The sequence below is a fragment of the Niveibacterium terrae genome, from assembly GCF_048213115.1.
GTDB lineage: Bacteria > Pseudomonadota > Gammaproteobacteria > Burkholderiales > Rhodocyclaceae > Niveibacterium > Niveibacterium terrae.
Window position 1 is genome coordinate 1,434,917 of the sequence record NZ_CP172404.1, and the last position, 26,175, is coordinate 1,461,091.

A 26,175-nucleotide genomic window follows, 5' to 3' on the forward strand; every position below is an offset into this window, starting at 1 on the left:
TTTGCGGCCTCGCAAGCGAGCGGGAGCAGGCAGGCTTGCGCCTGGCTCAGGCGCTCAGCATCGCTTCAATGTGCGCCAGCTTTTCGGCATAGGGTGCGCGCAGGCGCAGGTTGTACTCACCGCCGGCGCTCTGCACGACTACCGCCTTGGCGTGGCTGAAGCGGCGGAAACCGTAGACGCCGTGATAGGCACCCATGCCCGCGGGGCCGACTCCGCCGAAGGGCAGACTTTCGACCGAAGCGTGGGTCATGATGTCGTTGATCACCAGCGCCCCCGAGGTCGTCTGCGTCGCGAAATGCTGTTGACGCTCGGGATCCGGGCCGAAGTAATAGGCTGCCAGTGGACGCGGGTGCGCGTTGATGTAGTCCAGCGCTTGGTTGCGATCCTGATAGGTCAAGATGGGCAGGATGGGGCCGAAGATCTCTTCCTGCATCACCTTCATGTCATCACGCGCACCGAGCACCAGCACTGGAGCCATCTTGCGCGATTCGATCGACGCGTTCGGCTCACCCTCTGGCGCCAGGCTCACCAGTGTTGCACCCTTGGCCTGGGCGTCTTCGAGCAGGCCTTGCAGGCGCAGGAAGTGGCGTTCATTGATGATCGAGGTGTAGTCCGGATTCGCCTGCATGCTCGGGAAGATTTCGCGGACAAAGCGCTGAGCGTTGTCTACGAAAGCCTCGCGCGCGGATTCAGGCAAGAGAACGTAATCGGGCGAGAGGCAGATCTGGCCGACATTGAAAGTCTTGACGCTGAGCGTGCGCTCGACCGCAGCGCTTAGATCCGCGTCCGTGTCTATCATGACGGGCGATTTTCCACCCAGCTCCAGAGTTAGCGGCACCAGGTTTTCGGCGGCGGCGCGCATCACCTGGCGGCCCACCGCCGTGCTGCCCGTAAAGACTAGGTGATCGAATGGCTGGGCACTGAAGGCCGCGCCCACGGTCGCGTCTCCCTGTACGACGCTCAGCTCCAGCGGATCAAAGTAACGTTTGACCAGCTCGGCGAGCAGGGCGGCGGTGCGCGGCGTGAGCTCCGAGGGCTTGATCAGGGCGCGGTTGCCGGCGGCGAGCACGCCTGAGAGTGGGCTGAAGGCGAGATTGATCGGGAAATTCCACGGACTGATGATGCCTACGACGCCAAGCGCCTGGTACTGCACGCGGGCCTGCATGCCTTCGCCCGGCGCTTCCTGCTCCTCGGGCTGCATCCATTGCTCAAGGTGCTTATGAGCATTGTGCAAGGCGGCGATGGAGCTCATCACGTCGGCCAGCAGGGTCTGGTAGCCGCTGCGATGGCCAAAGTCTTCGCTGACCGCCTCAATCAGCGCGGCACGGTTTTCGCTGAGCAAGCGAATCGCGCGCTCAAGGCGATTCCGGCGCAAAGCTGCGTTGGCCGGGCCATCAGCGAGGTGGGCGCGTTTCATCGCGGAGAGGGTTTTGCCCAGGCGGGCAATCACTGCGTTTGAATTCATCGGGTTTTCCTTTTTCTCGGTTCAGCGGTGAGCCCATGGCCTGAGCCCGTGTCGCGCTGCGGCGGGAGGGGGCTGAACGGGTGCCGTCTTCGCTTCAATGTGAAGAGCAATTTAAACAAAAATAGACCGGTCGTCTAGTAATTTTTCAAAGCTCGCATTCACCCCTGGCGATTCCTCTTTCCGATGCGGGTCTTCTCGGTGCCGGTTTACGCGTCTTGCTGGCAGGCCTTTCAAGGCATCCGCGCAAGCAAAAAGCCCCTCGGGAGTGCCGAGGGGCGTGAAGGGGGTCGCTGAGTCTGTGCGTTCGACGCGTCGCGCCCTCTGGCCATCGTGAGCCTCTCGGCTCGGGGCTGGGCTCAGCCGCAGGTTCCGACCGCGCCGCAGGCGGTGCAGAAGTCGCAGCCGTCCTTGCGGATCACCGACAGGTTGCCGCACTCATTGCAGCGCGAACCCTGCATCAGCTGCGGATCGCGCTCGGCGCGCGGCGCTTCGAGGATGCCCATCTCGCGGGTCGGATAGCCGTTGTCGTCGAGCACGCCCAGCATCGAATAGCGGTGGATGATCAGACGGGCGAGGTAGGCGACCGTCGAGGGCCAGTTCTGCTGGCGGCGCGTCCCGGGCACGAAGGCCATGAAGTCGCCCAGAGGCTCCGGATAGTTCAGGAGCTTTCTGAGCTTCATGCCTATCCAGGCCGGATCCATGACCCGCATGTCCAGCGACAGGATCTGGGTCAGACCGTCGAGCGCGCGCGGGTAGTTGCCCGACAGCCACATCGAGTAGGGGCGGGTCACGCCGTCGGGGAGCGTGATCTCCTTCAAGCCCAGCACGAACTCTTCGCCGGTTGCCGGGTTCGCGATATCGACGGTCCAGGACAGCGTGCCATCGGTTCCGGTCTTTGGTTCCTGCAGGCTGAACACCGCGTCGAGCACCGGTGTCGGCGCAGCGGACGCTTCGAAGGCGCCGAGCTTCTCGCAGCGGTAGCGCAGTACCTGGGCGAAACCGGCGACGACGCCGGGTACGAGGCGCTTTTCGCCGCTGGGCGGGAAGTGCAGTTCGAAGGGGCGGTCATCGACGGTGCGGGCCAGCGTGTCGAGTTTGAGCTTGAGCCAGGCGCGGTCGTTTGCGCGCATGTCCATCGACAGAGTCTTCGCGACGGCGCCCAGACCGCGCGGCTGATCGCCGCCATTGACCCAGACTTCGAACGGGAAGCTGCCCCGGCCATCGCCGTTGCTTTCCATGTGGCCGACGAAGATCGCGAATTCGCCTTGGGGCGCTTCGAGCATATAGGTCCAGGCCGTATTGCCGTCGGGCAGCGAGGGGCGGCCCGGCCAGCGCAGGCTCGCGAGGACAGGAGCGGGCAGGGACTTGATCGACAGGCGGCGGTTCGCATCGGAGATCTCGACGTCCTGGGGCTGCTTTTTCTCGGTCGCGGCCGGTTCGACCGACAGCACCGCGCCGAGCACGCTGTTCGGGCGGTAGGTCGCGAGCCCCTTCAGGCCGGCCTTCCAGGCGCTCATATAGAGGCCCTCGAAGTCTTCGTAAGGGTAATCACCCGGCACATTGACGGTCTTCGAGATCGACGTGTCGATGAAGGGGGCGACCGCTGCAACCATGTCCTTGTGCGCCTGGGCGGAGATGGCCAGGGCCGTGACGAAGTAGTCGGGCAGATTCTTGACGTCGCCGCCCAGATGGCGCCAGGCGCGCCAGGCATAGTCCTCGACCTGGTGTTCCTTGAAAGTGCCGTCGGCCATCCGCTTCTTGCGCGTATAGGTCCACGAGAAGGGCGGCTCGATGCCGTTCGACGCGTTGTCAGCGAAGGCGAGCGAGATCGTTCCGGTCGGTGCGATCGACAGCAGGTGCGAGTTGCGCAGGCCCTTCTTGCGGATCTCGTCCTTGACCTTTGCCGGCAGCCGGGACGCGAAGCTCTCGCCCGACAGGTATTTGTCCGCGTCGAAGAGCGGGAAGGCGCCGCGCTCGGTGGCCAGCTTCGCGGAGGCGAGGTAGGCGCGGTCGCGCATCGCTTCGGAGATCTTCGCGGCCACCGCGCGCGCCTCCGCCGTGTCGTAGCGCTGGCCCAGCATGATCAGCGCATCGCCCAGACCGGTGAAGCCCAGGCCGACGCGGCGCTTGCTTCTCGCCTCGTTGTGCTGGTTTTCGAGCGGCCAGGTCGTCACGTCGAGCACGTTGTCGAGCATCCGGATCGACACATCGACGACTTCGCCGAAGGCGGCGAAGTCGAAACGGGCCTTCTGGCCGAAAGGTTCGCGGACGAAACGGGTCAGATTGATCGAGCCGAGGCAGCAGCAGCCATAGGGCGGGAGCGGCTGCTCCGCGCAGGGGTTCGTGGCCTCAATCGTCTCGCAGTAGGAGAGGTTGTTGTCCCGGTTCATCCGGTCGAGGAAGAGGATGCCCGGCTCGGCGTGGTCGTAGGTCGAACGCATGATCTGGTCCCACAGCTCGCGGGCGCGCAGCTTGCGATAGACCCACTGGCCGTCCTTGCGCCGATAAGCCCCGGCCTCCATGATCTCGTGCCCGGGTTCGGACTTGTGGGCCAGCTCGACTTCGGCGTCGTCTTCGACGGCCCGCATGAAGGCGTCGGTGACGCCGATCGACAGGTTGAAGTTCGACAGATCGCCTTCGTCCTTGGCATGGATGAAGGCTTCGATGTCCGGGTGGTCGCAGCGCAGCACGCCCATCTGCGCGCCGCGGCGCGCGCCGGCCGATTCGACGGTCTCGCAGGAGCGGTCGAACACGCGCATGTAGCTGACCGGGCCACTGGCGCGGCTCTGCGTGCCGCGCACCAGAGCGCCGGACGGGCGGATCGACGAGAAGTCATAGCCGACTCCGCCGCCGCGGCGCATCGTCTCGGCAGCTTCGGCCAGCGCCGTGTAGATGCCGGGGCGGCCATCGACGACTTCGGTGACCGAGTCGCCGACCGGCTGGACGAAGCAGTTGATCAGCGTTGCGGTCAGACTGGTGCCGGCCGCCGAGTTGATCCGGCCCGCCGGTACGAAGCCGGCGGCGAGCGCCTGATAGAAGCGCTCCTCCCAGGCCCCGCGTTCCTCTTCCTTCTCGACGGCGGCCAGAGCACCGGCTACTCGGCGGCGCACCTGCTCGACGGTCTGCTCGTCCCCCTTCGCATATTTTTCGAGCAGGACTTCGCCCGAGATCTCTTGCGGGGCCAGGCTGTCCAGGTTGGAGGAATGGGGGCTGGGACTCATGTCGGGACTCCGGAATAAGGGTTGGCTGGAGGACGCAAGAGCGACATTCAAGCACAACCGATAGTGTTTTGTAAGTCTTGACTTACTGGATCTAGTGCGATGCCGCGGGGGCGGGCTTTTCGATGCCCCCCCGGCTCGCGCAGCGCAGGGCGCACCGGGCAGGGAATGACAGAAAGATAGTGGAAAAGTTTCCTATTCTGTTTCAGACCTGGCCTGAAAAGCCGTAATAATTCTTGCCAATAAGAAAGAGGAGTCCGTGATGCGGTTTTTCGAGAGTTTGAGGGGGCGGATGGTGTTGATCGGCGTGGCTGCGTTGCTGGGCATGCTCGCGATCGGCGTCTGGAGCGCGATTGCGCAGCGCAGCAGCGGTTTTGAACAGAGGCGGGCTCTGGTTCAGTCCGCGGTCGAGACGGCCCGAACCAGCGTGGTCTTCTATGAGGAGATGGAGAAGGCGGGCAAGCTGAGCCGGATCGACGCGCAGACCCAGGCCAAGGAATCGCTGCGCAAGGTCAGGTTCCGCGGCAAGGAGTACATCTTTATCTATACGTTCAGCGGCCAGAACGTGTTGTTGCCGACCCGCCCCGAGTGGGAAGGCACGATGAGGATTGGCGAAGTCGACAAGAAGGGCAATCACTTCATCGAGATGATCACCCGCACCGCTCAGTCGGGGAACGGCTTCATCGAATACTTTTTCCCGAAAGCGGGGGGGACCGAGCCTCTGGCCAAGATCGCCTTCGTTCAGGGGATTCCCGGCTGGGATTGGGCCATAGGCTCGGGGCTCTACGTCGATGACATCGAGGCGGCTTTCCGCGTCGACCTGGCGAAGACCCTCATCGTCGTGCTGCTGCTCTCGGCGCTTGTGTTCAGTCTGATTCTCGCGATCAGCCGCCTGGTTCTGCGCCAGGTCGGGGGTGAGCCTGCCGATGCGGTTGCCGCGATGCGGCGTGTGGCAGCCGGAGACCTCAGGGTCGAACTCTCGGGGAGCGCACCGGGTAGCCTGCTCTCCGAGCTGGGGAGCCTGATCGCGAAGCTGCGTACGACGATTGCGGACCTCGCGGCGGATTCGGTTCGTTTGGGGGCGGCCTCGCACCAGATAAGTGAAACATCGCAGGGGGTCGCGAGCGCTTCGCGTGAGCAGAGCGAATCGACCCAGGCGATGGCCGCGGCGATGGAAGAGCTGACCGTCAGCATCGCGCACATCTCCGACAATGCTCAGGAGACCGAGCGCCGCGCGCACGCGGCCGCGCAGATGGCGCTCAGGGGCAAGGAAGAGGTCGGCGTCGCAACTTCGGACATGCGCTCGCTGGCCCAGACCGTCGCCGCTGCGGTCGAGCGGATCGGAAGCCTGAGCGTGCGCGCCGACGAGGTCGGAACGGTCGCGTCGGCGATCAACGAGATCGCGTCGCAGACCAACCTTTTGGCGCTCAATGCCGCGATCGAGGCGGCCCGTGCCGGAGAGCAGGGCAGGGGCTTTGCGGTCGTTGCCGATGAAGTCAGGAAGCTCGCCGAGCGCACCGCTCACGCAACCGTCGATATCGAGCGCAAGGTCGTCAGCATCCAGACCGAGACTGAAGCGGCGGTGTCCGTGATGACCGAGGTTTCCGGGAAGGCCGCAGCGGGCGTCGCCTCGTCCGAACGCTCGGCCGAGCTTCTCGCCAGCATCGCCGAAGAGGCGAACGCGGCGTCCAGCCGGGTTGCCGATGTCGCGAATGCGACGCGCGAGCAGGGCACGGTCAGCACGGTACTCGCCGGTCAGGTCGAGGAAGTTGCCCGGACGGTCGAGCAGACCAGCCTGGGCATGGATGAAACCGCTCAGGCGACCCATGATCTGGAGACGATCGCCGAGCGGCTCAACGTTGTCGTTTCGCGCTTCGAAACCTGAAGCCGGAAGTCCTTGCCTGGCCGGGCGCGAGCCCGGCCAGGTCCTTTCAGGCCTGCTCGGGCGCGCCGTCCGGCGTGGCCTGGGCCGGCCTCGCGTCTTCCGGGACCTTGAGCCGGTTCATCAGCGCGTCGTGATCGAGGTGAAGCAGTTCGCCGATCGCCTTGAAGTCGTCGGGCAAGGCCGGATCGTTCCAGCCGTTGGCCGCGTGCCGGGCCAGATCGCAGGCCAGAGTGACCGTGCGCACGCGCGGGTTTTCGGCATTGGCCGGGTCCATCAGCGTGATCAGCAGCTGGGGAAGTTCGAATTCGCGAGCCAGACCCAGCTGGATCTCCGCGATCGAGACTCCCATCATCGCCCTCTGAGCCGCCGCGCTGCGCAGACCCGGCGTCGCGCGCTGCAGCGCAAAAGCCTTCTCGGTCAGATCCGGCGCGCAGCACCAGCAGAGGATCTCAGCGACTTCGTTGAGCAAGGTCGCGACCGTGATCTCCTCGACGTCGATGTCGTGGCGCAGGATCGCCCAGTCGCGGGCGTAATACATGGCCCGTTTGGCGCGGGCGATGACTTTCAGGCAGCCGATCAGCGCCTTGGGGTGCTCGGCGAGCGTGTCCTCGATCGTCGGCAGATCGCCGAAGTATTCGAAGAACTGGGTCATGCCGATCATCATCACGGCGCGTTCGACCGTCGTGATGTCGTGATTCTGGTTGCGGCCGCGCCTGCGCAGCTGATAGATCAGCAGCTTCAGAGCCATCAGCGGATCGTCGTGGATCACTGCCCCGACCTGGCGGGGAGACAGCTCGTCCTCGTTCTCGCGCAGCTGTGCAAGCTGTCTGGCCGTCTTGCGCAGCACCGGAAACTCGACGTTGCGGAAGAAGGCGATGTAGCTGGAGAGCTCGGTGAATGGTTTGGTCAGCATGCCTGAGATGATCCTCGGTTCCTTTCCCTATAACGGCAGCACGGGGGGCGGGCTTGAATTTGCTGCGCAGGCCGGGCGACAACGCCCACCCGGCATATAATCGACGCAGCGCGATTCGACTGGCCAGGGGCCGAGAAACACAGATGAAAACATTCCGGGCGTATATGGTTGAGCAGGGGGCGGACCGCAGCCACAAGGCGGGTTTTGTCGAGCTCAACGAGGAGGCTCTCGATGCCGGAGACGTGCTGATCCGCGTCTGCTATTCGAGCATCAACTACAAGGATGCGCTGGCCGCGACCGGCAAGGGGCGGATCATCCGCCGCTTTCCCTGTGTGGCCGGCGTGGATCTGGCTGGCATCGTCGAGCGCAGCGCCGCGCCGCGCTTTCGTCCGGGCGACGCGGTCGTCGCGACGAGCTATGACATCGGCGTCGCGCGCCACGGCGGCTATGCGGAATATGCGCTGGTTCCGGGAGGCTGGGTTCTGCCCCTGCCCGAGGGCATGAGCCTGCGCCAGTCCATGGCGATCGGAACCGCGGGCTTTACCGCAGCACTGGGCGTGCAGAGGATGGAGGAGAACGGGCTCAAGCCCGAGAACGGTCCGGTCCTCGTGACCGGCGCGACCGGCGGCGTCGGCTCGCTCGCGGTCGACATGCTCGCGCGCCGTGGCTATGAAGTCGTCGCGCTGACCGGCAAAGCCGACCAGGCGGACTGGCTCCGCTCGCTGGGCGCCGCGCGCGTGATGCTGCGCAGCGAGATCGACCTCGAGCACGTCAAGCCTCTGGACAAGGGCTTGTGGGCCGGAGCCGTGGATTGTCTGGGCGGCGACACTCTGGCCTGGCTCGCGAGCACGATGAAACCCCAGGGCTGCATCGCCAGCATAGGCCTGGCCGCGGGAGTGGAGCTCAAGACCACCGTCATGCCGTTTATTTTGCGCGGCGTCAGCTTGCTCGGGATAGACTCAGGCTATGTTGGCGCTGCGGTCCGCGAGAAGGTTTGGGCGCGTCTCGCCTCGGACCTGAAGCCGGCCCATCTCAATGAGCTGACGCGCGAGATCGAATTCGCTCAATTGCCGGAGGAGTTTGACCGTTATATCGCTGGTCAGGCGCACGGACGGGTGGTCGTGCGCATTTCCGATTGAATCTGGAAGCGTTTTCCGTAAATGAATCCTGTATCCGAAACACAAGCACAGCCGCTTCCGCGGGTACTCATCATCGATGATTCGAGGATGGTGCGCGCCTCGATCATCAAGCAGATTCGCGCCTCCTTCGACATCCGCGAGGAAGCGGATGGCGAAGCGGGCTGGCAGACCCTGCTCCTCGACCCGACCATCGAGGTCGTCATCTCCGACATCGGCATGCCCCGGCTGGACGGTTATGGCCTGCTCGAGCGGATACGCAGCTCGAAGATCGCCCGGGTCCTGGATTTGCCGGTCATCATCATTTCGGGCGAAGACGAGAACGAAGCGCGCGAGCGCGCCAAGAGCGCCGGAGCAACCGACTTCATCACCAAGGGCACGCCGACCGTCGAGCTGCTCGCCCGTCTCGATGCGCTGGTCAAGCTGGCCCAGACGCGTCGCGAACTCGAACACAGCCGCGAACAGCTGGTGCGCAACTACCACGGCGATGTCAGCGTGATGGCGATCGAGATCGACCATTTCGAAGAGCTGTCGAACCGTTACGGTCGCCATGTCGCGCAGCTCGTGCACCGCAAGATGTCCAAGCTGCTGTCGGCCAAGGTGCGCAAGGAAGACACGGTTGCGCATCTGGCCGAAGGTCAGTTCGCGATCATCTCGCCGTCGGCCGATCTCGATGCCTGCGGCGCTTTCGCGCTGCGCCTGCGCCGCGCGATCGAAACGATCGTGATGACCTACAAGGAAGAGCGAATCCGGATCAGCCTGACCGTCGGCATCGCCAGCGCCGGCGGCGATGCGCACATGTCGCTCGAAGAGCTGATCGCGATTGCGGTCGCCCGGGTTCAGGACGGCAAGGCGCAGGGCGGCAACATCGTCGTGACCGATTCGGGCGAAGTCACGCCCGAGAACGTCGGCCGCTTCAGCCGCCTCGCGGTCAGCGTCGATCACGCACTGACCCAGCTGCGCACCGGTCAGGCCGACGAGGTGCGGCGCAGAATGCGCGAGGTGGTCGCAACGATGATGCCTTTGCTCGAATTCATCGATGCCGAGTACCAGCTTGGCATGCCCCTGAGTTTGATGGCCGAGAGGGCCAACGTCGTTAATATCGAGCGCACCGAGATCGGGACTCCGCTTCACCACCCCATTTCCTGAGCCTTTTCGTCCGCGTCATCCCTCGCGCCGCCGCTGGAACCTGCGAGTTCCCGCCGCGGCGCGTTGTCTTTCGGGGGCGTCCGGTCTGCGCGCAGGCCGGAACATTTGCGCAGATCTGCCCGGGATAGGGCGAAGCGGGCTTGAGAACTGCTGGAGATGCCCGTTATGCTTGGCAGGGTTTGCGCTTTAGGCCATGCGCGCCCGGGAGCGCCCGAACGCGTGGGAGGAAAAGCTTTGCGGGTAATCGCAGATGAGTGAGCCGGCTGGATTCTCTTCCGTTGCGTTGCTGCGGCAGATGAGCAGTTTGAAGCAGGTGTTCGATCGGCTGCTCAATGGGCTGGCCCTGTGCCAGATCCACCGCGACGCGGCGGGGCGTGCGACGGACTTCAGCTATCTGTTGGTCAATGACGCGTTTGTCCGCCTGACCGGGCTTGCGAATGCGGTGGGGCGGCGGGTCTCCGAGCTGATCCCCGGTTTTCAGAGCTCCGACCCTGCGCTGATCGAGCGCTACGGGCGGATCGCTTCGGGGACGGAGGCCGAGCGTTTCGACTGCTTCGTCGAGGCGCTCGGGATGTGGTTCAACGTCTCGGCCTTCTCCCCGGCTCCCGGATACTTCATCGCGATCTTCGACGTCATCAACGAGCGCAAGGATGCCGAACGCTCGCTGATCGAGAAGACGCGGCAGCTCGAACGCGTGCTCGAAGGGTCGATGCAGGGCTACTGGGACTGGAATCTCGCCAGCAATCGTTTCAGCGTTTCGCCCCGCTTCGAGACGATGCTCGGCTATGAGCCGGGCGAGATGCGTCTGGATCCTTCCAACTGGTGGGCCTACGTCTGGCCCGCTGACTTGCAGCAGGCACAGCGCTCGATCGATGCGCACCTGAAGAGCGAGACACCGGCCCATGAAGCCGAGCTGCGCATGCTCACGAAATCCGGCGAATGGCACTGGGTTCTCACCCGCGGACGGGTCGTCGAATGGGACGCGGCCGGCGCGCCGGTGATGATGTCCGGAACCCATACCGACATCCATGAAAAGAAGCTCGCGGAACTCGCGCTGCTGGAGGCCGCTGCGGTCTTTCAGAGCACCCACGAGGGAGTCCTGATCACCGATACGCAAGGGGCCATCTTGTCGGTCAATCGGGCTTTCTCGGACATCACCGGTTATGGCGCCGATGAGATGGTCGGACAGTCCGTTTCGCTGCTCGCCTCCGGCCGTCATGAGCCCGACTTCTTCCGGAACATCCTGAAGGAAGTCGTCGCTCATGGGCTTTGGCGTGGAGAAATGTGGAGCCGCCGCAAGAGCGGTGAAATTTATCCTCAGCTGACGACGGTCAGCGCCGTGACGGGCGAGCGCGGCGAGGTGATCCGCGTTGTTGCGGTGATGACGGACATCTCGCAGATCAAGGCGACCGAAGCCAGGCTGGAGCACATGGCGCACCACGATCCCTTGACCGGGCTGCCCAACCGGTCGCTGCTGTTTGCGACGGTCGAGCGGGCCATCGGGTTTGCGCGGCGGGAAGGGCGCCCGCTCGCGCTGCTGATGCTCGATCTCGACCACTTCAAGGACATCAATGACAGCTTCGGGCACCGGGCGGGTGACGAGCTCCTCAAGAGCGTCAGCACCCTGATCCGCACGCGGCTCAGGGAGTCTGACCTGCTGTGCCGGCTGGGGGGCGACGAGTTTGCAGTCCTCCTCCCCGCTCTGACGCATGCCGAGGAAGCCGCCCTCGTGGCCGAGGATCTGATCGCGGCGCTCGACTGCGCGATCGAGATCGGCGCGAGCACTCCGCTGCGCGTGTCCTGCAGCATCGGCATCGTGACTTTCCCAGAGCAGGGAAGCGCTCCGGACGAGCTGCTCCAGCATGCCGATGCGGCGATGTATCGCGCCAAGCGGGCGGGGCGGAATCAGTTCCAGTTCTTCTCCGATGTGCTGACCGGACAGGCGAGAGACCGGATCGCGATGATCGAAGCGCTGCGCAACGCGATCGCCTGCGGCGGTTTCGAACTCTTCTTCCAGCCGCAGGTGACGCTGCGAACCCGCGAAGTGTCGGGCGCCGAGGCTCTGCTGCGCTGGCGAAGAGACGCGCAGACCGTGGAGACGCCGGATCGCTTCATCCCTCTGGCCGAAGAGACCGGTCTGATCATCGCGCTCGGGGAGTGGGTGCTCCGTGCCGCGTGCGCGGAGGGGCAGAGGTGGAATGTCGCGGGGCGCCGCCTGAAGATCGCCGTCAATGTCTCCGCCCATCAGCTCCGCCGCGATGACTTTGTCGGAAGCGTCGAAGGCGCGCTGCGCGAGTCCGGCCTCCCGGGCGAGCTGCTCGAACTCGAGCTGACCGAGTCGGCGCTGCTCAGCGAGCATGCGGACATCGTCCGGCGGCTGCAGCAGTTGCGCGAGCTCGGCGTCTCGATCGCGATCGATGACTTCGGCACCGGCTACTCGTCGCTCGCCTACCTGCGCCGACTGCCGATCGACACGCTGAAGGTGGACCGCCAGTTCGTTCGGGATCTCGAACCGGAGCGCGGAGGTCGTCCGATCGCCGCGATGATCGTGCAGATCGCCAAAGCCTTGGGCCTCAGGGTCGTCGCCGAGGGGATAGAGACGCAGTTCCAGCGCGAGGAGCTGCTGCTGCTCGAATGCGAACTCGGGCAGGGCTTCCTCTTCTTCCGCCCGCTCGAATGCGATGCTTTCCGGGAACTGATCGGCATCGGTTCCGCGTGACGGCCGGTTTTCCCCACCAACCGGGGATCAGGCTGTGGATGACTGGTGGGGCGATGAGGCAAGTGATTGTCCCGAAAGGGAAAAGCGCCTCTGCCTAAAAATGAGGCAAATCCCGGCCCGGGCCGTCGATTCGGCCCGAATACACCCATCCCGGCACGTCCCGCGCGGGAAAACCTGGCCAGTGCCCGTCCGTTTGTGGAGAAATCCGCGTTTTCCCCGGATTTTGGGGATCAGGCTGTGGATAGCCCAAGGGTAAGCGGTGCAAGTCGCTGATCCGTAAAGGGAAAGACGTGCTGATTAAAAATGAGGCAGGCATCGATCAGATCCTGTGCCCCCTTGGTGCCTGGCTTGGCCGCACCTTCCTCTGCTTGGCTCGCGAGAAGGAATAGAGAGGAGCTTGCCCATTCCCTGTGAGATCGCGCTTTGGCTCGGCGCGGGGAAACGGTTCTCCCCACAATCCGGGGATCAGGCTGTGGATGGCGCGTGTATCAGTGAGGCAAGTCGCTGTTCCACAAAGGGAAAATGGCACTGCTGCAAAAAGAGGCAAAAGCCGGTCTGAGCGGCGATTCAGGTCAAATCGGGCTCAACTCGGGCGCTCCGGCGGGGAGCGGAGTTGCCCAGGCCGTCCTGGGTGTGGAGAAATTCGCGTTTTCCCCGAATTTTGGGGATCAGGTTGTGGATAGCCCAAGGGTAAGCGGGACAAGTTACTGATCTGAAAAGGAAAAACGAGTCCGCCTAAAAAAGAGGCGCCCCCCGTGTTGATTCAGACCGTGGGTACAGGGGGCGACTGGGTTTGGGGACTCCTTGACTGGGCAGTTAATTCCTCGAATACTCGCACCTGTTACATTTTGCGACTTTGACGGTTGGCTTGCGGCCGGTCTGCGTTCAGGCCCTGGCCGGCAGGGGCGAGCTGATGGTCAGCGACCCTCACCCGATCACGAAGATATGGGTCATCAATGCGCTGGGCAGTCTGCCTATGTTACAGAGGGATATCGCCGCGTACTGGCGCGGGCTCTACTGGGATGCGATGAATACGCGAATGCCCGATGTGTTGGCGAAGAATGGCGTAGAAGTCCCGAAACGGCTGTCTGCTAGCCGTTCCCCCGGCAGCATCCAGGAGATGCAAAAGATCTGGAATGCCTATCCAGAAAGCCAGGCCGGGGTGTCGCATGTCCTCGTGCTTGTGCCTCAGCAGCTGATCAGGACTCAGACCGTCGATGTTCAGTTCGAAGCCGCACTGTGGGAGCCTGCGACCGGCAGAATGGTCTGGCAAGGACACCCCTGAATGCGCGTCGACACTGTCAAATATCCGTTGGGCAATTCCGGACTGTTTGCTGACTATCTTCTTGAAGAGTGGAAGGCCGCGAAGCTGATCAAACTGGAGGGATCGCCGGTGAATGTCGACGGGAAAGGACTTGGATTCTGGCCTTGGGAAGAAGACAAATGAAAGTGGCAGGAATTGGATCTCGCAGATTTTTGATCGCACTGGTACTGCCGGTGATTCTTGGGGCCTGCGCGACATCCGAAGTACTCGTCTCCCAGAAGAGTGCATCCCCTGCCGAGCCGCTCAAGCGAATCGAGATCATTTACCGTGAAAACGAGCTGCGTGCGCCCGGTTTGGTCGCAAGTCAGAAGCGACCAGAGGCGCTGGAGTCTCTGGGCTATTACAGACTGTCTTCGCTGCTTGTTGAGCGGGCGCCTAGGTTCTTTGAAGCGAACGGAGTCGATGTGCAGGTGGTCATCATTCCGTCCCATAAGCCGGATGGTGCCCCTCCGGTCGGCAAACTTGCTCCGCAGCGTGTGCCCCGTCTAGAACTCTCCGTCGAGGATGCGCGTCTCTGGAGGAGCCGCCAAACCAGTGGGGTGAACCTATCCCTCTATGCGCTGCTCGACGATGCTCCGAAGGATGGAAAAATCAACCATCTGTGGTCCGGAGTGTTCAAACTCTCCCTGGGGGACGATCCCGGTCTGGGTGTTCTGAAAGTGACACGAGTGGATGCGCATTTTGTCGATGGCGTGCTGAAGTTGATCCTCGAAAAGATCGCGGAAGAAGGGATGGTTGCGTTGCCGAAAGGCAAGGCTGTTGAACCGACCTCGTGAGAAGCCGTGCTGCTTTTCGGGTGAAACCTGAGCGCCATGTCGGTTTGGGCCGAGAAGCGGATTGCGAGTTTTGGGGAGCGTGAGCAAATGCACTGGCTGTACTACTCCTTCTTTCTGTGCGGATGTGTAGCGCGTCCCGGATCAGAGGGCGCCGATGACCAGTGATGCTGTCCCGATCTCGGGCACTTGGCTCATCAATGAGCGAATCCTGACTTTTCCCCACAGACCGTGGATCAGGCTGTGGATGGCGCGTGTATCAGTGAGGCAAGCCGCTGTTCCACAAAGGGAAAATGGCACTGCTGCAAAATGAGGCAAGCGACGGTCTGAACGGTTAATCGGGCCCGGCTGGACTCACTTCGGCCACTCAGGTAAAGAGCGAGCGACCCGCGCCGTCCGGGGTGTGGAGAAATCCGCGTTTTCCCCGGATTTTGGGGATCAGGCTGTGGATAGCCCAAGGGTAAGCAGCGCAAGCCGCTGATCCACAAAGGAAAAGCGCCTCTGCTGAAAAATGAGGCAAACGCCGGCCTGAGCGGCGATTCAGGTTAAATCGGGCTCAGCTCGGGCGCTCCGGCGGGGCGCTGGGCGACCCGCGCCGTCCCGGGTGTGGAGAAATCCGCGTTTTCCCCGGATTTTGGGGATCAGGCTGTGGATAGCTCAAGGGTAAGCGGAGCAAGCCGCTGATCCGTAAAGGAAAAGACTGCCTGCCTAAAAATGAGGCAAGCCCTGCCCCGTAAACGGAAAACGCCCTGACCGGCAGGGCAGGGCGTTGCGCGGGTGCTGCGTCAGCGCGTCATTCGTCGCGGGCGTGGATCGTATCGCCGTCCAGCCTGACTTTCTGGCCTTCGCTCCACTGCGGAGCGCTCTTCTGCTCGATCGTGCGGCGGCTGCCATCGTCCATCCTGACCGTGATCACATAGTGCTCGGTCGTGCGCGCGTTCTTCTCGACTTCGTTGCCGGCAAGACCTCCGAGGATCGCGCCGCCGATCCGCGCCGCGGTACGGCCCGAACCGCGGCCGACCTGGTTGCCGAGCACGCCGCCGATCACGGCGCCGCCAACGGCGCCCAGGCCCGATCCCTGGCCCTTGGCCTGGACGGTGCGGATCTGTTCAATCACGCCGCACTGCTCGCAGATCTTCGCTTCAGGGGCCGCTACCGCTGTGGGGCTCTCCGGGTGCATGGGCGCGGAACCCGGCTTTGTGCTGCTCGCGTGGGTCGGGGTCTTCTCTGAAGCGGTCTTGTGCGGCTTCTCGGCGACCGTCTTTGCGCGCTTTTCGCGGCTGGCCGGTTTCGCTTCGGGCTTGGCTGGGGCGGGCTTTTCCTCGACGGCGACCGGCGCCGATTGAACCTGGGCGAGCGGAGCGCTGGTCTGGGCGAGGGGCGCGCTGGCGACCGCTTCAGGGACGCTCGCGGCGGCCAGCGGCGCCGATGCGGCGGCGCTGATCTCGACGGGGGCTGGTTCCGAGCGGTGGATGGGCAGCCAACCGGTCAGCGCGGCGATGCCGGTCAGGCTCAACAACGTGACCGCGCTGCTGGCAACCCAGATCATCGGGTGGAGTGAGCGGCGTGGGGTGTCCATGTCAGTCTCCTTATCGTGAATGTCTTCACCTTAACGCAGCGCAGCTGTTCAGGAAGACTGCCGATACGGAGTCTTACACTTGTTTGCTGCGGCTGCGCTGGAACAGGAAGCGGGCCGGGTCCAGCCGCTCGACGAGGGAGCGCGGCAGTGGATCGGGATCGCCGGCGATCTGGGAGGCGAGCTGCTCGGCCAGCAGCGAACTCCAGGTCAGGCCGCGCGCGCCCAGCGCCGAGAACAGGTAGAGCCCCGAGTGGCGGGGGACGTTTGCGAGTTTGAAGTTGCCCGCGTAGGCGACCGAAGGCAGGCGGCCGACCATGGGCATTCTGTCCGGCGAGACCGAACGATGGGAGACCCGGCCTTCGAGGGGCGGGGTCGGGAGCTTGGCGGTGAAGCCGGGCAGCATCCGGTCGAGCTTGTCGAGGTTTTCGAGGTGGTCGCCGAGGCGCAGATGCGTGCTCTCGTCCTCGGGGAAAATGCTCGCGCCGGCGCTGAGTGTGCCGTCCACGGACGGCGTCACATAACCCTGTCCGCAGACGACACGGGCGAGAGGGGGAAGCGCCTGTGCCGGCAGATGGCTGACCTGACCGCGCGCGCTGGTCAGCGGCAGCCACTCGGCCAAGGCCAGACGGCGGGCATCGGCGGCGTTGGCGAGGACGACGACCGGCGCTTCGCCGAGCACTTCGCCCTTGCTCGTGAGTGCCCGCCACAGTCCCCCCGTTCTCTGCAGATGGTGCACTGGGTGGCCGAAGCTCGTCTGGATCAGCGAAGGGAAGCGGGCGATATTGGCGCGGCACAAGCTGGGCGGATTGATCCATCCTCCCTGCTCGAAATACCAGCCGCCGAAGCGCACGGGCTGGCCCGCCAGTTCGGAGGCCGCGGCGCGGTCGACGAAGCGGACGAACTCGGATGGCGCCCGAATGATGCGGACGATCTCGGCGAGCTTCGCTTCCTGTTCCGCATCGCGCGCGAGGTGCAGCGCGCCGCAGAAGGCGCCGCGCACGTCGAGATTGGCACCTCTGAGCGCCTCAACGCGGCGGAGTCCGTAGAGGAAGCCCGAGCGCGTCAGTTGGAAGAGCCGGCCGTCGCTGGCGGCCGGCAGCGGCCGGAAAGCACCCGAAAGATTGCCCGACGCGCCTTGCGCGGGTCCGTCGGCGCCTTCGATCAGCTGGATCTGCCAGCCGCGGGAGGCGAGCCGCTCGGCGGTCGCGGTGCCGGCGAGGCCCGCTCCGATCACCAGAGCCCTGCGGTCGCTTGGCGCTTCGATCCGCGGCGTGGCACTGATCGCGTGGCCGCACAGGCGTTCGCGCTTGCCGGCGAATCCGGGAGCCTTGTCGGTCAGGAAGCCCGCTTCGGCGAGGCCTGTCCGTATCCAGCCCGAAACCGACCAGGTCGCGATCAGCGTGTCGGAATGGGACAGCTCGGCGAGCGCGCTAAACACCGTGGCGGACCACATGTCCGGGTTTTTGCCCGGAGCAAAGCCGTCGAGGAAGATCGCATCGGCCTGGGTCTTGAGCTCGGGAAGCAGCTCTTCGGCATCGCCGAACAGCAGGGTCAGCGTGACGCGGTCTTCGTCGAAGTGCAGGCGATGAAAGCCGGGAAGGGCGGCCGGCCACTGCGCGCACAGTTGCGATGACAGATCGGCCGGGGCGCGCGAGCGCTGATGGGCTTCGCGCAGATCCTCGGGCGAGAACGGATGCTTTTCGACCGAGATGAAATGCAGGCGCTGGCTGCGTTTGGGGTCGGCTCGCCAGGCTTCCCAGACGGCGAGGAAGTTGTGGCCCAGTCCGAAGCCGGTCTCGACGATCACATAGCAATCCTTCCCCTGCCATGTCTTGGGCAGGCCGCAACCGGCCATGAAGACTTCGCGGGCCTGGCCCAGTGCTCCAGCGTGGGGATGGTAGGCATCCCCATAGGTGAACGAATAGGGAGTTCCTTCGTCATCGAACTGGAGACGTGCTGGCTCGATGGGGTGGTAGTTGCTGCTCACAGGGGAACTCCGCTCACGTGTCTATACCAATGCGCTGTGGCGACTTGGTCAAATTTCTTCAAGTCATTGAGGGGATTGAGGTTTCTCTCCTGGGGAGGAGAAAGCAGCCCTCATCGATACCCCTGCGATATGCTACGTCGATGTGATTCTATCCGTCTTCGCCGGTTTTGCGACCTGTAACCCCTTCAGCCAAACCGCATGTCCAACTCTTCGCCACTGCCTGTCGGCCCAGAGGGGGCGAAGCTGGCGCGATCCGGCCGGCCGGATCAGAGCGGGCGCGGTACGGAGGGGGCAGCGGTAAAGCGACAGTCTGAAACCGTGGTTTCATCGAAACGGGTATCAAATATGGACTTGGCGGTGTCGCGAACAGTGAGCCGGGACCGGATGCGCCGCAGGGGGCAGACAGCTGGCACGGGTGATTATATGCCAGCGGAGTTCTTCCCGGTTCGCCGGGTCGGTGGGGGCCGGTCAAAAAGAGGCCGGCTTCTCCCGTTGTCGTCGCGTCGAAGCTCGCCGTCCGAGGGCGGACAGCGAGGAGCCGGCTAATGGATCCAGGCATCGAGTCCGTCTCGGCGCAGCTTGTCTTCCAGCGCTCGTTGCAGTTGCAGACCGGCCGCGAGATCTTCTTCGCTCGTGTCATAGTGGATTTCGGCCAGCGAGCTGCCGTCACGCTGCCCGTGCAAGCCGGCCACGCAGCCGGCCAGTTCGGCTGTGTCCTGCGGCCGCAAGCGGGTGAAGACCTGCCTCAGATCAGGCAGATACGCGACAAAATCGGCTTCGTCCCAGCCCGCAATCAAGGCATCCATGCCCGCGAGCAGGGAGGGCAAGCGCAACAAGAGCTCCGGTGCTGCGTTCAGCATGCCATTGAGAAAACGCACCGCTTCGCGCTGCTCGGCTCCGGCGCCGAAGCGCGCATGAACGACGGCCTCCAGCGACGCCTCGCTCCACACCCCCTCCAGGAAGAGCAAAGCTGCCGAGGCGCCCGCGATGGCCGGCGAGAGCCCCGCGCCGGTCGCGAAACGGTCCAGATGCTGATGAAGCTGGGCGAGATCGATGCCTGCGCCATCCTCGATCGCGCCAAGCTGGCGGCCGAGTTCGCGCAGCGAGAGCAGGTTCTGGACTGCGCGCGCTTCGGACGCCTCGTCGCAGCTTGCGAGGTCGGGCAGCAGGAACAGGGCCGTCGGCCAGATCCGCTCAAGCAGCGCGAACAGCTGCGGGTTGCGCTGCACTCCGAGGGGCTCGCGTGCCTGCCAGAGCGTGCTCAGCCGGTGTCCGCTCTCGACAACCGACGCCAATGACGCGTCCTCGTCCAGGTGCGTCGAGAGCATCTGCAGCAATTGCGGCAGGCGCGCGTGCAGCCCGATCAGGCAAGCGCGCACGAGCAGCATGACGGCCGTGGCGGCGCTGCGGGCGCGGCCGGCTTCGAACAGCGCAGCCTCTTCGCGGGCGAGCCGTGCCATGCAGACGGTTTCAAGCGTTGCGCCATCGGCGGCCAGCTCGATCAGGCGCGCCTCGACAAGAGGAGACCAGGCCGCGCGCCATTCCTCGAACAGCAGGTTGAGCCGGCTGTTGCCGAGAAAGTCCGGCCCCGACAGCTTCGTGGCGAGACCCGCGTCGAGGTAGGTCATCGCATGAAAGAAACGGCTGCGTTCGCGGTGGGAAGGCTTGCGATAGAGGTCGAGCCGCGCGATGTGCGGTGTGCTGTCGTCGAGCCGCACGCCGGCGGCGCGGGCGCGGCGGCGGGCGTCCTCGATCAGCGGTGGTGAGCCGGCCGAAGGCGGCACATCGCCGATCCGGCTCCCCCCCAGGAAGCGGCGGAGGTCGGCGGTGAAACCGCGCGTGCCTTCGTCGATCGCCCCTTTCACGAAGCATGAACGGATCGCGTCGAGCAGATCCTGGCGACCCGGTCCTGGGTTGCCGCGCAGCTCGGCCAACCGCATCGCCTGCACGGCCGCCGCCTGGACGAGCGCCGTGGAGACCGCATCGGAGAGGTCGTCTTCGCGCGTCTTGCGCGCAAAGCGGGTGAGCATGTCGAGTGCGACCGCGGCGAACGGATCACGCTCCTTGCGTTCGAAGGCCTCCCAGAGGCACTGGTAGTAGGCGGGCGAAGGCATTCCTGATGCGTAGCCGTTGAGCGCGTCGAGCTGCTCGAAGCTGTAGCGGATCAGCCAGGCCCCCGGCGCTGTCTTCTCCGTGGCCTCTTTCGCGCGCCGCGGCTTGGCGGTCTGCCATGCGCTCAGCAATTCCGGCGTGTGGAAGCCGCCGGTGACCACGACGATGTTCCCGGCCAGCCGTTCGCGCCACGCGCGGATATGCGCGGCCATATGGCGTTCCCGAGGCAGCGAGAGTTCTGCTTCGAGCACTTCCGGCTCGTAGTCGAGCCTCGCCATCGCGCACCAGTGGAACACGTCGCCGAAAAAGCTGCGCCATTCTCCGACCGTATCCGGTGCGCGCAATTCGAACAGACGATCCCACAGTTCATCGTGATCGACGCAGCCGAGCCGCGCCGCCATCGCGCCAAGGTAGGCGCTGTGCGCGAAATGACGCTCTTCCATCAGGCTTTGCGCAGCCTGGCTTTCGTCCCCGCCCTCCCAGGCCTTGTCGCGCCACGGCAGATCGATCAGCGCGAGCTCGGCACCGAGTGCAAAGCCTTCCCGGGCCGCGACCCATTCGGGGCTGTAGTCGCAGAAGGGATAGAAAGATGAACGTGTTTCCGGGCGTGTCTTCTCCCCGGCGTCGGCTTCCTCGACCGCGCGCGTGCGGGTGGCCTGGCAGAGGATCGCTACCGGCGCCCTCGTCTGCGGATCGTTCAGCAGCGGCAGCAGCGCGCCGATATCGTCCGGTCCTTCGATCAGCACCGCCGCGGGTTTGAGCTCACGCAGCATCTGGCGCAGCGCGAGCGCGCAGGCCGGGCTGTGATGGCGCACCGGGGCGAAGTAGACGTCGCGCTCGCCGAACAGCCGGGTGCGGGCTTCGGCAACCCGTTCAGCCGCATCTCCCGGGGGCAGGGCGGGGGTGAGGCTCATAGGGGACGGAGCTCCTCAATGGCCGCTGAGCGCCAGCGCTTCATCCGGGCTTTCCTGGGCGCGGATCTGTCCATCGCGCTATTGCCACAGTGCCCGCGCCGCGTCATGGAATTCCTTCCACTGCGTGTCGCGTCGGCCGCGCTCGCGCACGACCGTGTCGAAGTAGTGCTTCACGCGCTTGGCATCGTCCTGACTGTCCTTGAACACGACGCCCTGCAGCTGGCTCGCGATCTCGCGCGGCGTGAGCCTGCCGTCGTTGAAATGCTGAGCCTGCAGTGCCGCTGCGTAAGCGACGTTGACTGCCTCGGCTGTCGACATCGTCGCATCGAGCCCCTTGATCGCGGTCCCTTCCTGAGTCTGCCCGGCGCGAAGCTCCTGGAAGGTGGTGACGAGGAGCGAGATCACGTCGCGCGGCACGCTGACCCGTTCGCAGCCTTCGAACTCGCGCGTGACCTGTGCCATCACCAGATCGATCTCGAACTGCAGGTCGCGGATCGGGCGCACGGTTTCGAAGTTGAAGCGCCGTTTCAGGGCTGACGACATCTCGTGCACGCCGCGATCGCGGAGGTTGGCGGTCGCGATGATGTTGAAGCCGCGCTGTGCGAACAGTCGTGCCTCATCGCCGAGTTCCGGAACCATCAGCTGCTTCTCGCTCATCAGCGAGATCATCACGTCCTGGATCTCGGGCGGGCAGCGGGTGATTTCCTCGAAACGGACAAGCTTGCCAGCACGCATCGCCTGATAGATCGGCGAGGGCACGAGCGCGCGCTGGCTCGGTCCTTCGGCGAGCAGCAGCGCGTAGTTCCAGGAATACTTGATGTGGTCCTCGGTCGTGCCGGCCGTGCCCTGCACCGTGAGTCCGGAGTCCCCGCTGATTGCGGCAGTGAGGAGTTCGGAGAGCAGCGATTTCGCGGTGCCCGGCTCGCCGACGAGCATCAGACCTTGATGACCCATCAGCGTGACGATGGCGCGGTCGATCAGCGGATCGTCGCCGAAGAACTTGCGGCTCACCTGCAGAGCTTCGTCGCCGAGAATGAAGCGCCGCACCGCGCGCGGCGAGAGCTTCCAGCCGGGCGGGCGCGTGTCCTTGTCGGCATCCGCGAGCCTCTGGAGTTCGTCGGCGTAGCGCAGTTCTGCGGCCAGCCGTACAGCCTGTGTCGTGTTCGTGCTCATCCTGTTCCTCACCACGGCATCTTCTTTTCCCACTCGGGATCGAATCCCGCGCAGGTCTGCGCCGCCGCCAGATAGTCCGCATACGCCTCGGCCAGCAGCACCGGCGGCACCTCGGCCAGCGCGATCGTGCGATCGCCCCAGCTGCGGATCTTCATGTTTTCAAAGGCAAGCGTCTTGAGCGCGGCCGGCAGGTTTTCCTCGGGCAGGCAGTTGCCGGAGAATTCGATGACCACGCGCACGCCGACGCTCGGGAATTCCTTGAGGTACTGGCTGAAGAAGCCTCCGTCCTCGGCCTGCGAATGCTGGTAGCCGAGCTTGTTGAAGGTGCCGCGCAGCGTGAAGGTGTCGCTGATCCAGCCGAGGCGGTCGGCAATCTCCTTCGTGTCCTGCCCCTTGTCGTCCTTGACGGCGATGAGCGGAACTTTGCGCGTCATCTGCGCGAACAGCGGCGTGAGCTTGTAGTCCTTGAAGTGCGCGACCCACGCCGCGGCGGTCTGCGCATCGACGAGCGAAGCGTGTCCGATGCGGATTTGGCTGTCGGCCTGCAGTTCGACTTCGTCGTCCTGCGTGTCGATCAGCCCACCGTCCTCGGTCGGGCGGAAGCTCGTGCGGATTGCGCCGTCGGGCGCGACTTCGAGCCAGACGAGGCGCTGGATCAGCCGCCCCACGATGGGGTGGCGGTGCAGGTATTCGCACCATTCGTTCTGCGGCCACAGGCGTCCGGCGCACATCGCTTCGAAGAGGCGCGCGGTCTGCAGTTCGATGATCTGCTTGAGTTCCTTCTTGCAGGTCGAGAACTGCGACTTGGCCTCCTTGATCAGCGCCGGGTCGTCGTTCTGGCGCGCTTCGGGCAGCGCCTTGAGGAGCTTGCCGTCCGGGTTGCGCAGCTCGGGCTTCATCGCCGCGTCGAGCGTCAGCGTGAAGAGGCGCTCTCCGTACTGGAGTTCGAGCTTTCCGCTGTCATCGAGCCCCGCCGTGGGCGCCGTGCGGTCGGCGAGCTGTTCCTGGGACCAGCCGTTGCGGTCGGCGATCTGCTGCACGAGCGCTCGCGCTTTTTCCTGGACGGAGGCGGTGCGATAACGCCGCGCGAGGCCGAGCAGAAACTGGATCAGCACCGGATCGTTGCCGGCTGCGGCGGCTTCGATCATCGCTTCGATCTGCGCGCGGCGCTGGTAGTCATCGCGCATGTACTGCTGGAGCAGCGTCACCGTCTGATGGGCCGGAGCATCGGCGATCAGCGCGAGGATGCCTTTCTCGCCGATCGCGCTGCCCAGATAGATGCTCATCTTCTCGCGCTTGCATTCCTCGAAGACCTGCTCCTGCGACTTGTTGTAGTTGGCCTCGTACCACTGCCGGTATTCCGGCTTCGCATTGAGGTAGCCCTGCTGGTAGTTCTGATAACGCCCGGGCGCTTCGGCCTGGGCGTAGGCGATGCCTTCTTCCAGTGAAGGGTGGCGCGTGTCCTGGGCGATGAACTGGTACAGCACGAAGCCGCCGAGCGCTTCGCTGCTCGCCGCATCGAGCAGATCGAGGTAGCGCGAGAGCAGCGCATTGCCGCCCGGTTCCTTGAGTTTACAGGCGAGCACGACCCACCAGCGGATGATTTCGGGTTCCACCGCTTTGCCGTCTGTCCAGCGGCAGGCGGGCAGAGCCTCCATCGGGAACCAGGAAAGCCCCGCGGGCGGCTTCGCCTTGAGACCCTTTTTCGCTTCGGCGAGCAAGGTCTCTGGGGCGAGCCAGCGGGAGATGTCCGCGCCCAGCGCCTCGATCGTCGTCAGATAGACGGCGCGGACGGTCTCGCGGCTTTCCTTGGCGAGCGCGCCCGTCAGCACTTCGATGGCGTCGGTGTATTTGAGCTCGGCCAACCAGTTGGCGGCTTCGATGCGCACTTCGCTCTTGCCGGAATCGAGCGCCTTGATGATGCGGCGTCCGATGTCGGGCAGCGTCGAAAGCGCGGCCTGCGCGGCGGAGCGGTAGGTCTTGCCTTCGCCGAGAGCGAGTTCCATCACGCGCGGCAGCCACCGTGCCTGCATCGTCGGGAAAGTCGCCAGCGTGCGCAGCGTCGGACCGAGCTCGATGCGAAAGCGCGTGTTCTCGCGCTTGGGCGGTGCAACCAGCCCGAGCCCTTCGTCGATGTATTCCGGGTGTTCGGCAAAGAAGGGCCAGACGCGGTCCGCGGGCAGCAGCTCACAGGCCGACGCGGTGTTCCAGTAGTCGGAGAGGGCGCTCTGCGCGACTTCGTCGATCGGGAGGCCGGAACGCTGGAACAGGTCGGCCAGGGCGCGCAGGTCGACCGAGCCGGCCGCCTGCCGGCTGAGCCATTTCTGGAATCCGTCATCGACCCAGAAGCTGCCCCAGTGCCGCGCGACGCTGAGCCAGCGGATCAGGTGGGTGACGCGGAAGGCCGGCAGGGCCTGCAGGCGCGCGCCGTGCATCACGCACTGCTGGACTTCGTTCGCCTGCACGCAGCTCAGGTCGTCCTTGCTGCCCTTGCCGTTGAGCACCCGCACGACTGCGCGCAGCGATTCTTCGTCGACCTTCTGAAGATTGGCGTAGTTCTTCTGGCGCCACGTGTATTTGTGCTGATTCGCCTTGTTTTCCTCGATCTCGCTCTCGGCCGATTTGCGCGCCCCCTCGAGCACGTCGCGAAGGTTGGCGAGCAGAAGTTCGACGGTCTCTTCGCCGAGTTCCGTGTCCTCGAAGGGCTGCCAGGCGGGCGGTTCCGGAAGCGCGAGGGCGCCCGCGTCGCCCGCTGCGTCGAGGCGCGACAGGGCGGCGCTTATCGTCTGCTGGACCGGTTTGCTGGTTTCCTTGCTCAGCGCGGCCTCCAGGCGGGTGCGCGCTTCTTCGCCGGGCAGGCGGGCGATCAGTTCGGCGGCCTGCGCGCGCTCAGAGCTGCCGCCCTCGCGCAGCACGGCATCGAGCAGTTCGATCCGTCGTGCGCTCTCGATGCCGTCGAGATGCGGGCAGGCTTCGCTGCGCACGCCCTTGCTGCTGTCGACCGCGAGCCGCACGAAAAGCGGCGCGAAGACGGCGAGCAGAGCCTTGTCGCCGCCGAGGCGCCTGGCGAGCACGGTTCGGCCCGCTGCCGAGAGCTGTGCCGGCAGCGCTTCGACCGCCTGAGGGTGGGCCTTCATATAGTCGGCGACGGTGCTCGCGCTGACCAGTCCGTCGAGGTGGTCGTGGTAGTAGTTTTCCAGCCCCTTGCGCTCGAAGACTTCCTGCAGTGCCAGCGTTTCGTCGAGGCCTTCATGGGCGAGAAGGCGCGCGATCAGATCTATGGTCCAGGCGGGGCGCGCCTGGACCAGATCCCTCTGCCGTCCGTCGTTGATGCTCGCAAACAACGCGTCGTTGATCAGGTACTGGAGCCAGTCCGGTACCGGCGCCCCGGGATGGTCGAGTGACTTGCCCGCATCGGCCGCCGCCAGCAGCTTGCCCAGCCGGACCAGCGCATCGAGCGGCGGCGTCCCGGCGCTGATCGAGGCGTAGAGATCGGAGCGCGCGGCGAGGCTGGCCTTGCCGAGCTTTTCAAGTTCCTTCTGGTTGTAGAGATTGAAGTTCCAGCGCAGCCGTCCGGGTTTGCCGAGCAACTCGCCGGGCGTGCCGATCGGCGAGGACGCGGTGGGCAGTTCGAGGAGCACCGCCTCCTGCGTTCCTTCGAGCACGAATTCGAGCGCCCGGGCGCCAAGGAGGCCCTCCGCGCGGTCGAGCGGTTCGAAGGCGTGCTTGAGAAGACTCACTTGTTCGATGTTGAGGCCGTGAGGGCCCGTGTTCGTTCCGCTCAGGGTGTTCAGGATCTTGTCGAGGAAGCTCATGGTTGTGATCGCC

The 26,175-nt window shown here is 64.7% G+C and carries 16 protein-coding genes; 8 read left to right on the top strand and 8 right to left on the bottom strand.

Annotated features, from left to right (window positions below; genetic code table 11):
• Positions 1 to 46: 46 nt before the first annotated feature.
• Positions 47 to 1,465: a coniferyl aldehyde dehydrogenase gene (locus ACHFB9_RS06445; RefSeq protein WP_417070375.1), complete on the bottom strand. Its 1,419-nt coding sequence runs from the start codon at positions 1,463 to 1,465 to the stop codon at positions 47 to 49.
• Positions 1,466 to 1,821: 356 nt separating this feature from the next.
• Positions 1,822 to 4,686 (bottom strand): adenosylcobalamin-dependent ribonucleoside-diphosphate reductase, encoded by a 2,865-nt coding sequence (locus ACHFB9_RS06450; protein WP_417070377.1) that lies wholly within the window; start codon positions 4,684 to 4,686, stop codon positions 1,822 to 1,824.
• A 259-nt stretch (positions 4,687 to 4,945) separates the two neighbouring features.
• On the opposite strand from ACHFB9_RS06450, the gene ACHFB9_RS06455 reads away from it, so the two are divergent.
• A complete protein-coding gene (locus ACHFB9_RS06455; protein WP_417070379.1) occupies positions 4,946 to 6,568 on the top strand; it encodes a methyl-accepting chemotaxis protein in 1,623 nt (540 codons plus the stop codon).
• Positions 6,569 to 6,614: 46 nt separating this feature from the next.
• On the opposite strand, the gene ACHFB9_RS06460 is transcribed toward ACHFB9_RS06455, so the two are convergent.
• Positions 6,615 to 7,481: an HDOD domain-containing protein gene (locus ACHFB9_RS06460; protein ID WP_417070380.1), complete on the bottom strand. Its 867-nt coding sequence runs from the start codon at positions 7,479 to 7,481 to the stop codon at positions 6,615 to 6,617.
• Positions 7,482 to 7,624: 143 nt separating this feature from the next.
• Here ACHFB9_RS06460 and ACHFB9_RS06465 point away from each other — a divergent pair, with 143 nt between their 5' ends.
• The 7 genes from ACHFB9_RS06465 (at position 7,625) to ACHFB9_RS06495 (ending at position 14,585) form a co-directional block, all read left to right on the top strand.
• A complete protein-coding gene (locus ACHFB9_RS06465) occupies positions 7,625 to 8,620 on the top strand; it encodes an oxidoreductase (protein WP_417070382.1) in 996 nt (331 codons plus the stop codon).
• 87 nt (positions 8,621 to 8,707) lie between these two features.
• Positions 8,708 to 9,766 carry a diguanylate cyclase gene (locus tag ACHFB9_RS06470; protein WP_417070384.1) on the top strand — a complete coding sequence of 353 codons (1,059 nt, stop codon included), beginning with the start codon at positions 8,708 to 8,710 and terminating at the stop codon, positions 9,764 to 9,766.
• Positions 9,767 to 10,061: 295 nt separating this feature from the next.
• The gene (locus tag ACHFB9_RS06475; protein WP_417070386.1) at positions 10,062 to 12,485 is read left to right on the top strand and encodes an EAL and GGDEF domain-containing protein; all 2,424 of its coding nucleotides are present in this window, start codon (positions 10,062 to 10,064) and stop codon (positions 12,483 to 12,485) included.
• A 522-nt stretch (positions 12,486 to 13,007) separates the two neighbouring features.
• Positions 13,008 to 13,196, top strand: coding sequence for a hypothetical protein (locus tag ACHFB9_RS06480; protein ID WP_417070388.1), 189 nt, complete (start codon positions 13,008 to 13,010; stop codon positions 13,194 to 13,196).
• A gap of 202 nt (positions 13,197 to 13,398) precedes the next feature.
• Positions 13,399 to 13,770, top strand: coding sequence for a hypothetical protein (locus ACHFB9_RS06485; protein WP_417070390.1), 372 nt, complete (start codon positions 13,399 to 13,401; stop codon positions 13,768 to 13,770).
• Positions 13,771 to 13,932 (top strand): hypothetical protein, encoded by a 162-nt coding sequence (locus tag ACHFB9_RS06490; RefSeq protein ID WP_417070392.1) that lies wholly within the window; start codon positions 13,771 to 13,773, stop codon positions 13,930 to 13,932.
• Complete coding sequence (locus ACHFB9_RS06495; protein WP_417070394.1) at positions 13,929 to 14,585, top strand: hypothetical protein; 657 nt, start codon at positions 13,929 to 13,931, stop codon at positions 14,583 to 14,585. The genes ACHFB9_RS06490 and ACHFB9_RS06495 overlap by 4 nt, the downstream gene beginning before the upstream one ends.
• A gap of 790 nt (positions 14,586 to 15,375) precedes the next feature.
• Here ACHFB9_RS06495 and ACHFB9_RS06500 read toward each other — a convergent pair.
• The 5 genes from ACHFB9_RS06500 to ACHFB9_RS06520 all read right to left on the bottom strand — a co-directional run bounded on the left by ACHFB9_RS06500 (position 15,376) and on the right by ACHFB9_RS06520 (position 26,162).
• Positions 15,376 to 16,161, bottom strand: a complete 786-nt coding sequence (locus ACHFB9_RS06500; RefSeq protein ID WP_417070396.1) for a glycine zipper 2TM domain-containing protein — start codon at positions 16,159 to 16,161, stop codon at positions 15,376 to 15,378.
• A gap of 73 nt (positions 16,162 to 16,234) precedes the next feature.
• Positions 16,235 to 18,148: a bifunctional tRNA (5-methylaminomethyl-2-thiouridine)(34)-methyltransferase MnmD/FAD-dependent 5-carboxymethylaminomethyl-2-thiouridine(34) oxidoreductase MnmC gene (mnmC, locus tag ACHFB9_RS06505; protein WP_417070398.1), complete on the bottom strand. Its 1,914-nt coding sequence runs from the start codon at positions 18,146 to 18,148 to the stop codon at positions 16,235 to 16,237.
• A gap of 542 nt (positions 18,149 to 18,690) precedes the next feature.
• Positions 18,691 to 21,174: a DUF5682 family protein gene (locus ACHFB9_RS06510; RefSeq protein ID WP_417070399.1), complete on the bottom strand. Its 2,484-nt coding sequence runs from the start codon at positions 21,172 to 21,174 to the stop codon at positions 18,691 to 18,693.
• Positions 21,175 to 21,252: 78 nt separating this feature from the next.
• On the bottom strand, positions 21,253 to 22,347 hold the full coding sequence (locus tag ACHFB9_RS06515; protein WP_417070401.1) for an ATP-binding protein: 1,095 nt from the start codon (positions 22,345 to 22,347) through the stop codon (positions 21,253 to 21,255).
• Between the two features lie 8 nt (positions 22,348 to 22,355).
• Complete coding sequence (locus tag ACHFB9_RS06520) at positions 22,356 to 26,162, bottom strand: DUF4132 domain-containing protein (protein ID WP_417070403.1); 3,807 nt, start codon at positions 26,160 to 26,162, stop codon at positions 22,356 to 22,358.
• Positions 26,163 to 26,175: the final 13 nt, after the last annotated feature.

What these genes read in the sequence shown, in the direction of transcription:
- ACHFB9_RS06520 (WP_417070403.1), bottom strand. Translation starts at nt 26,162, where the DNA reads ATGAGCTTCCTCGACAAGATCCTGAACACCCTGAGCGGAACGAACACG.
- ACHFB9_RS06490 (WP_417070392.1), top strand. Translation starts at nt 13,771, where the DNA reads ATGCGCGTCGACACTGTCAAATATCCGTTGGGCAATTCCGGACTGTTT.
- ACHFB9_RS06485 (WP_417070390.1), top strand. Translation starts at nt 13,399, where the DNA reads ATGGTCAGCGACCCTCACCCGATCACGAAGATATGGGTCATCAATGCG.
- ACHFB9_RS06480 (WP_417070388.1), top strand. Translation starts at nt 13,008, where the DNA reads ATGGCACTGCTGCAAAAAGAGGCAAAAGCCGGTCTGAGCGGCGATTCA.
- ACHFB9_RS06470 (WP_417070384.1), top strand. Translation starts at nt 8,708, where the DNA reads ATGGTGCGCGCCTCGATCATCAAGCAGATTCGCGCCTCCTTCGACATC.
- ACHFB9_RS06510 (WP_417070399.1), bottom strand. Translation starts at nt 21,174, where the DNA reads ATGAGCCTCACCCCCGCCCTGCCCCCGGGAGATGCGGCTGAACGGGTT.
- ACHFB9_RS06445 (WP_417070375.1), bottom strand. Translation starts at nt 1,465, where the DNA reads ATGAATTCAAACGCAGTGATTGCCCGCCTGGGCAAAACCCTCTCCGCG.
- ACHFB9_RS06500 (WP_417070396.1), bottom strand. Translation starts at nt 16,161, where the DNA reads ATGGACACCCCACGCCGCTCACTCCACCCGATGATCTGGGTTGCCAGC.
- ACHFB9_RS06475 (WP_417070386.1), top strand. Translation starts at nt 10,062, where the DNA reads ATGAGCAGTTTGAAGCAGGTGTTCGATCGGCTGCTCAATGGGCTGGCC.
- ACHFB9_RS06495 (WP_417070394.1), top strand. Translation starts at nt 13,929, where the DNA reads ATGAAAGTGGCAGGAATTGGATCTCGCAGATTTTTGATCGCACTGGTA.
- ACHFB9_RS06515 (WP_417070401.1), bottom strand. Translation starts at nt 22,347, where the DNA reads ATGAGCACGAACACGACACAGGCTGTACGGCTGGCCGCAGAACTGCGC.
- ACHFB9_RS06455 (WP_417070379.1), top strand. Translation starts at nt 4,946, where the DNA reads ATGCGGTTTTTCGAGAGTTTGAGGGGGCGGATGGTGTTGATCGGCGTG.
- ACHFB9_RS06450 (WP_417070377.1), bottom strand. Translation starts at nt 4,686, where the DNA reads ATGAGTCCCAGCCCCCATTCCTCCAACCTGGACAGCCTGGCCCCGCAA.
- ACHFB9_RS06460 (WP_417070380.1), bottom strand. Translation starts at nt 7,481, where the DNA reads ATGCTGACCAAACCATTCACCGAGCTCTCCAGCTACATCGCCTTCTTC.
- ACHFB9_RS06465 (WP_417070382.1), top strand. Translation starts at nt 7,625, where the DNA reads ATGAAAACATTCCGGGCGTATATGGTTGAGCAGGGGGCGGACCGCAGC.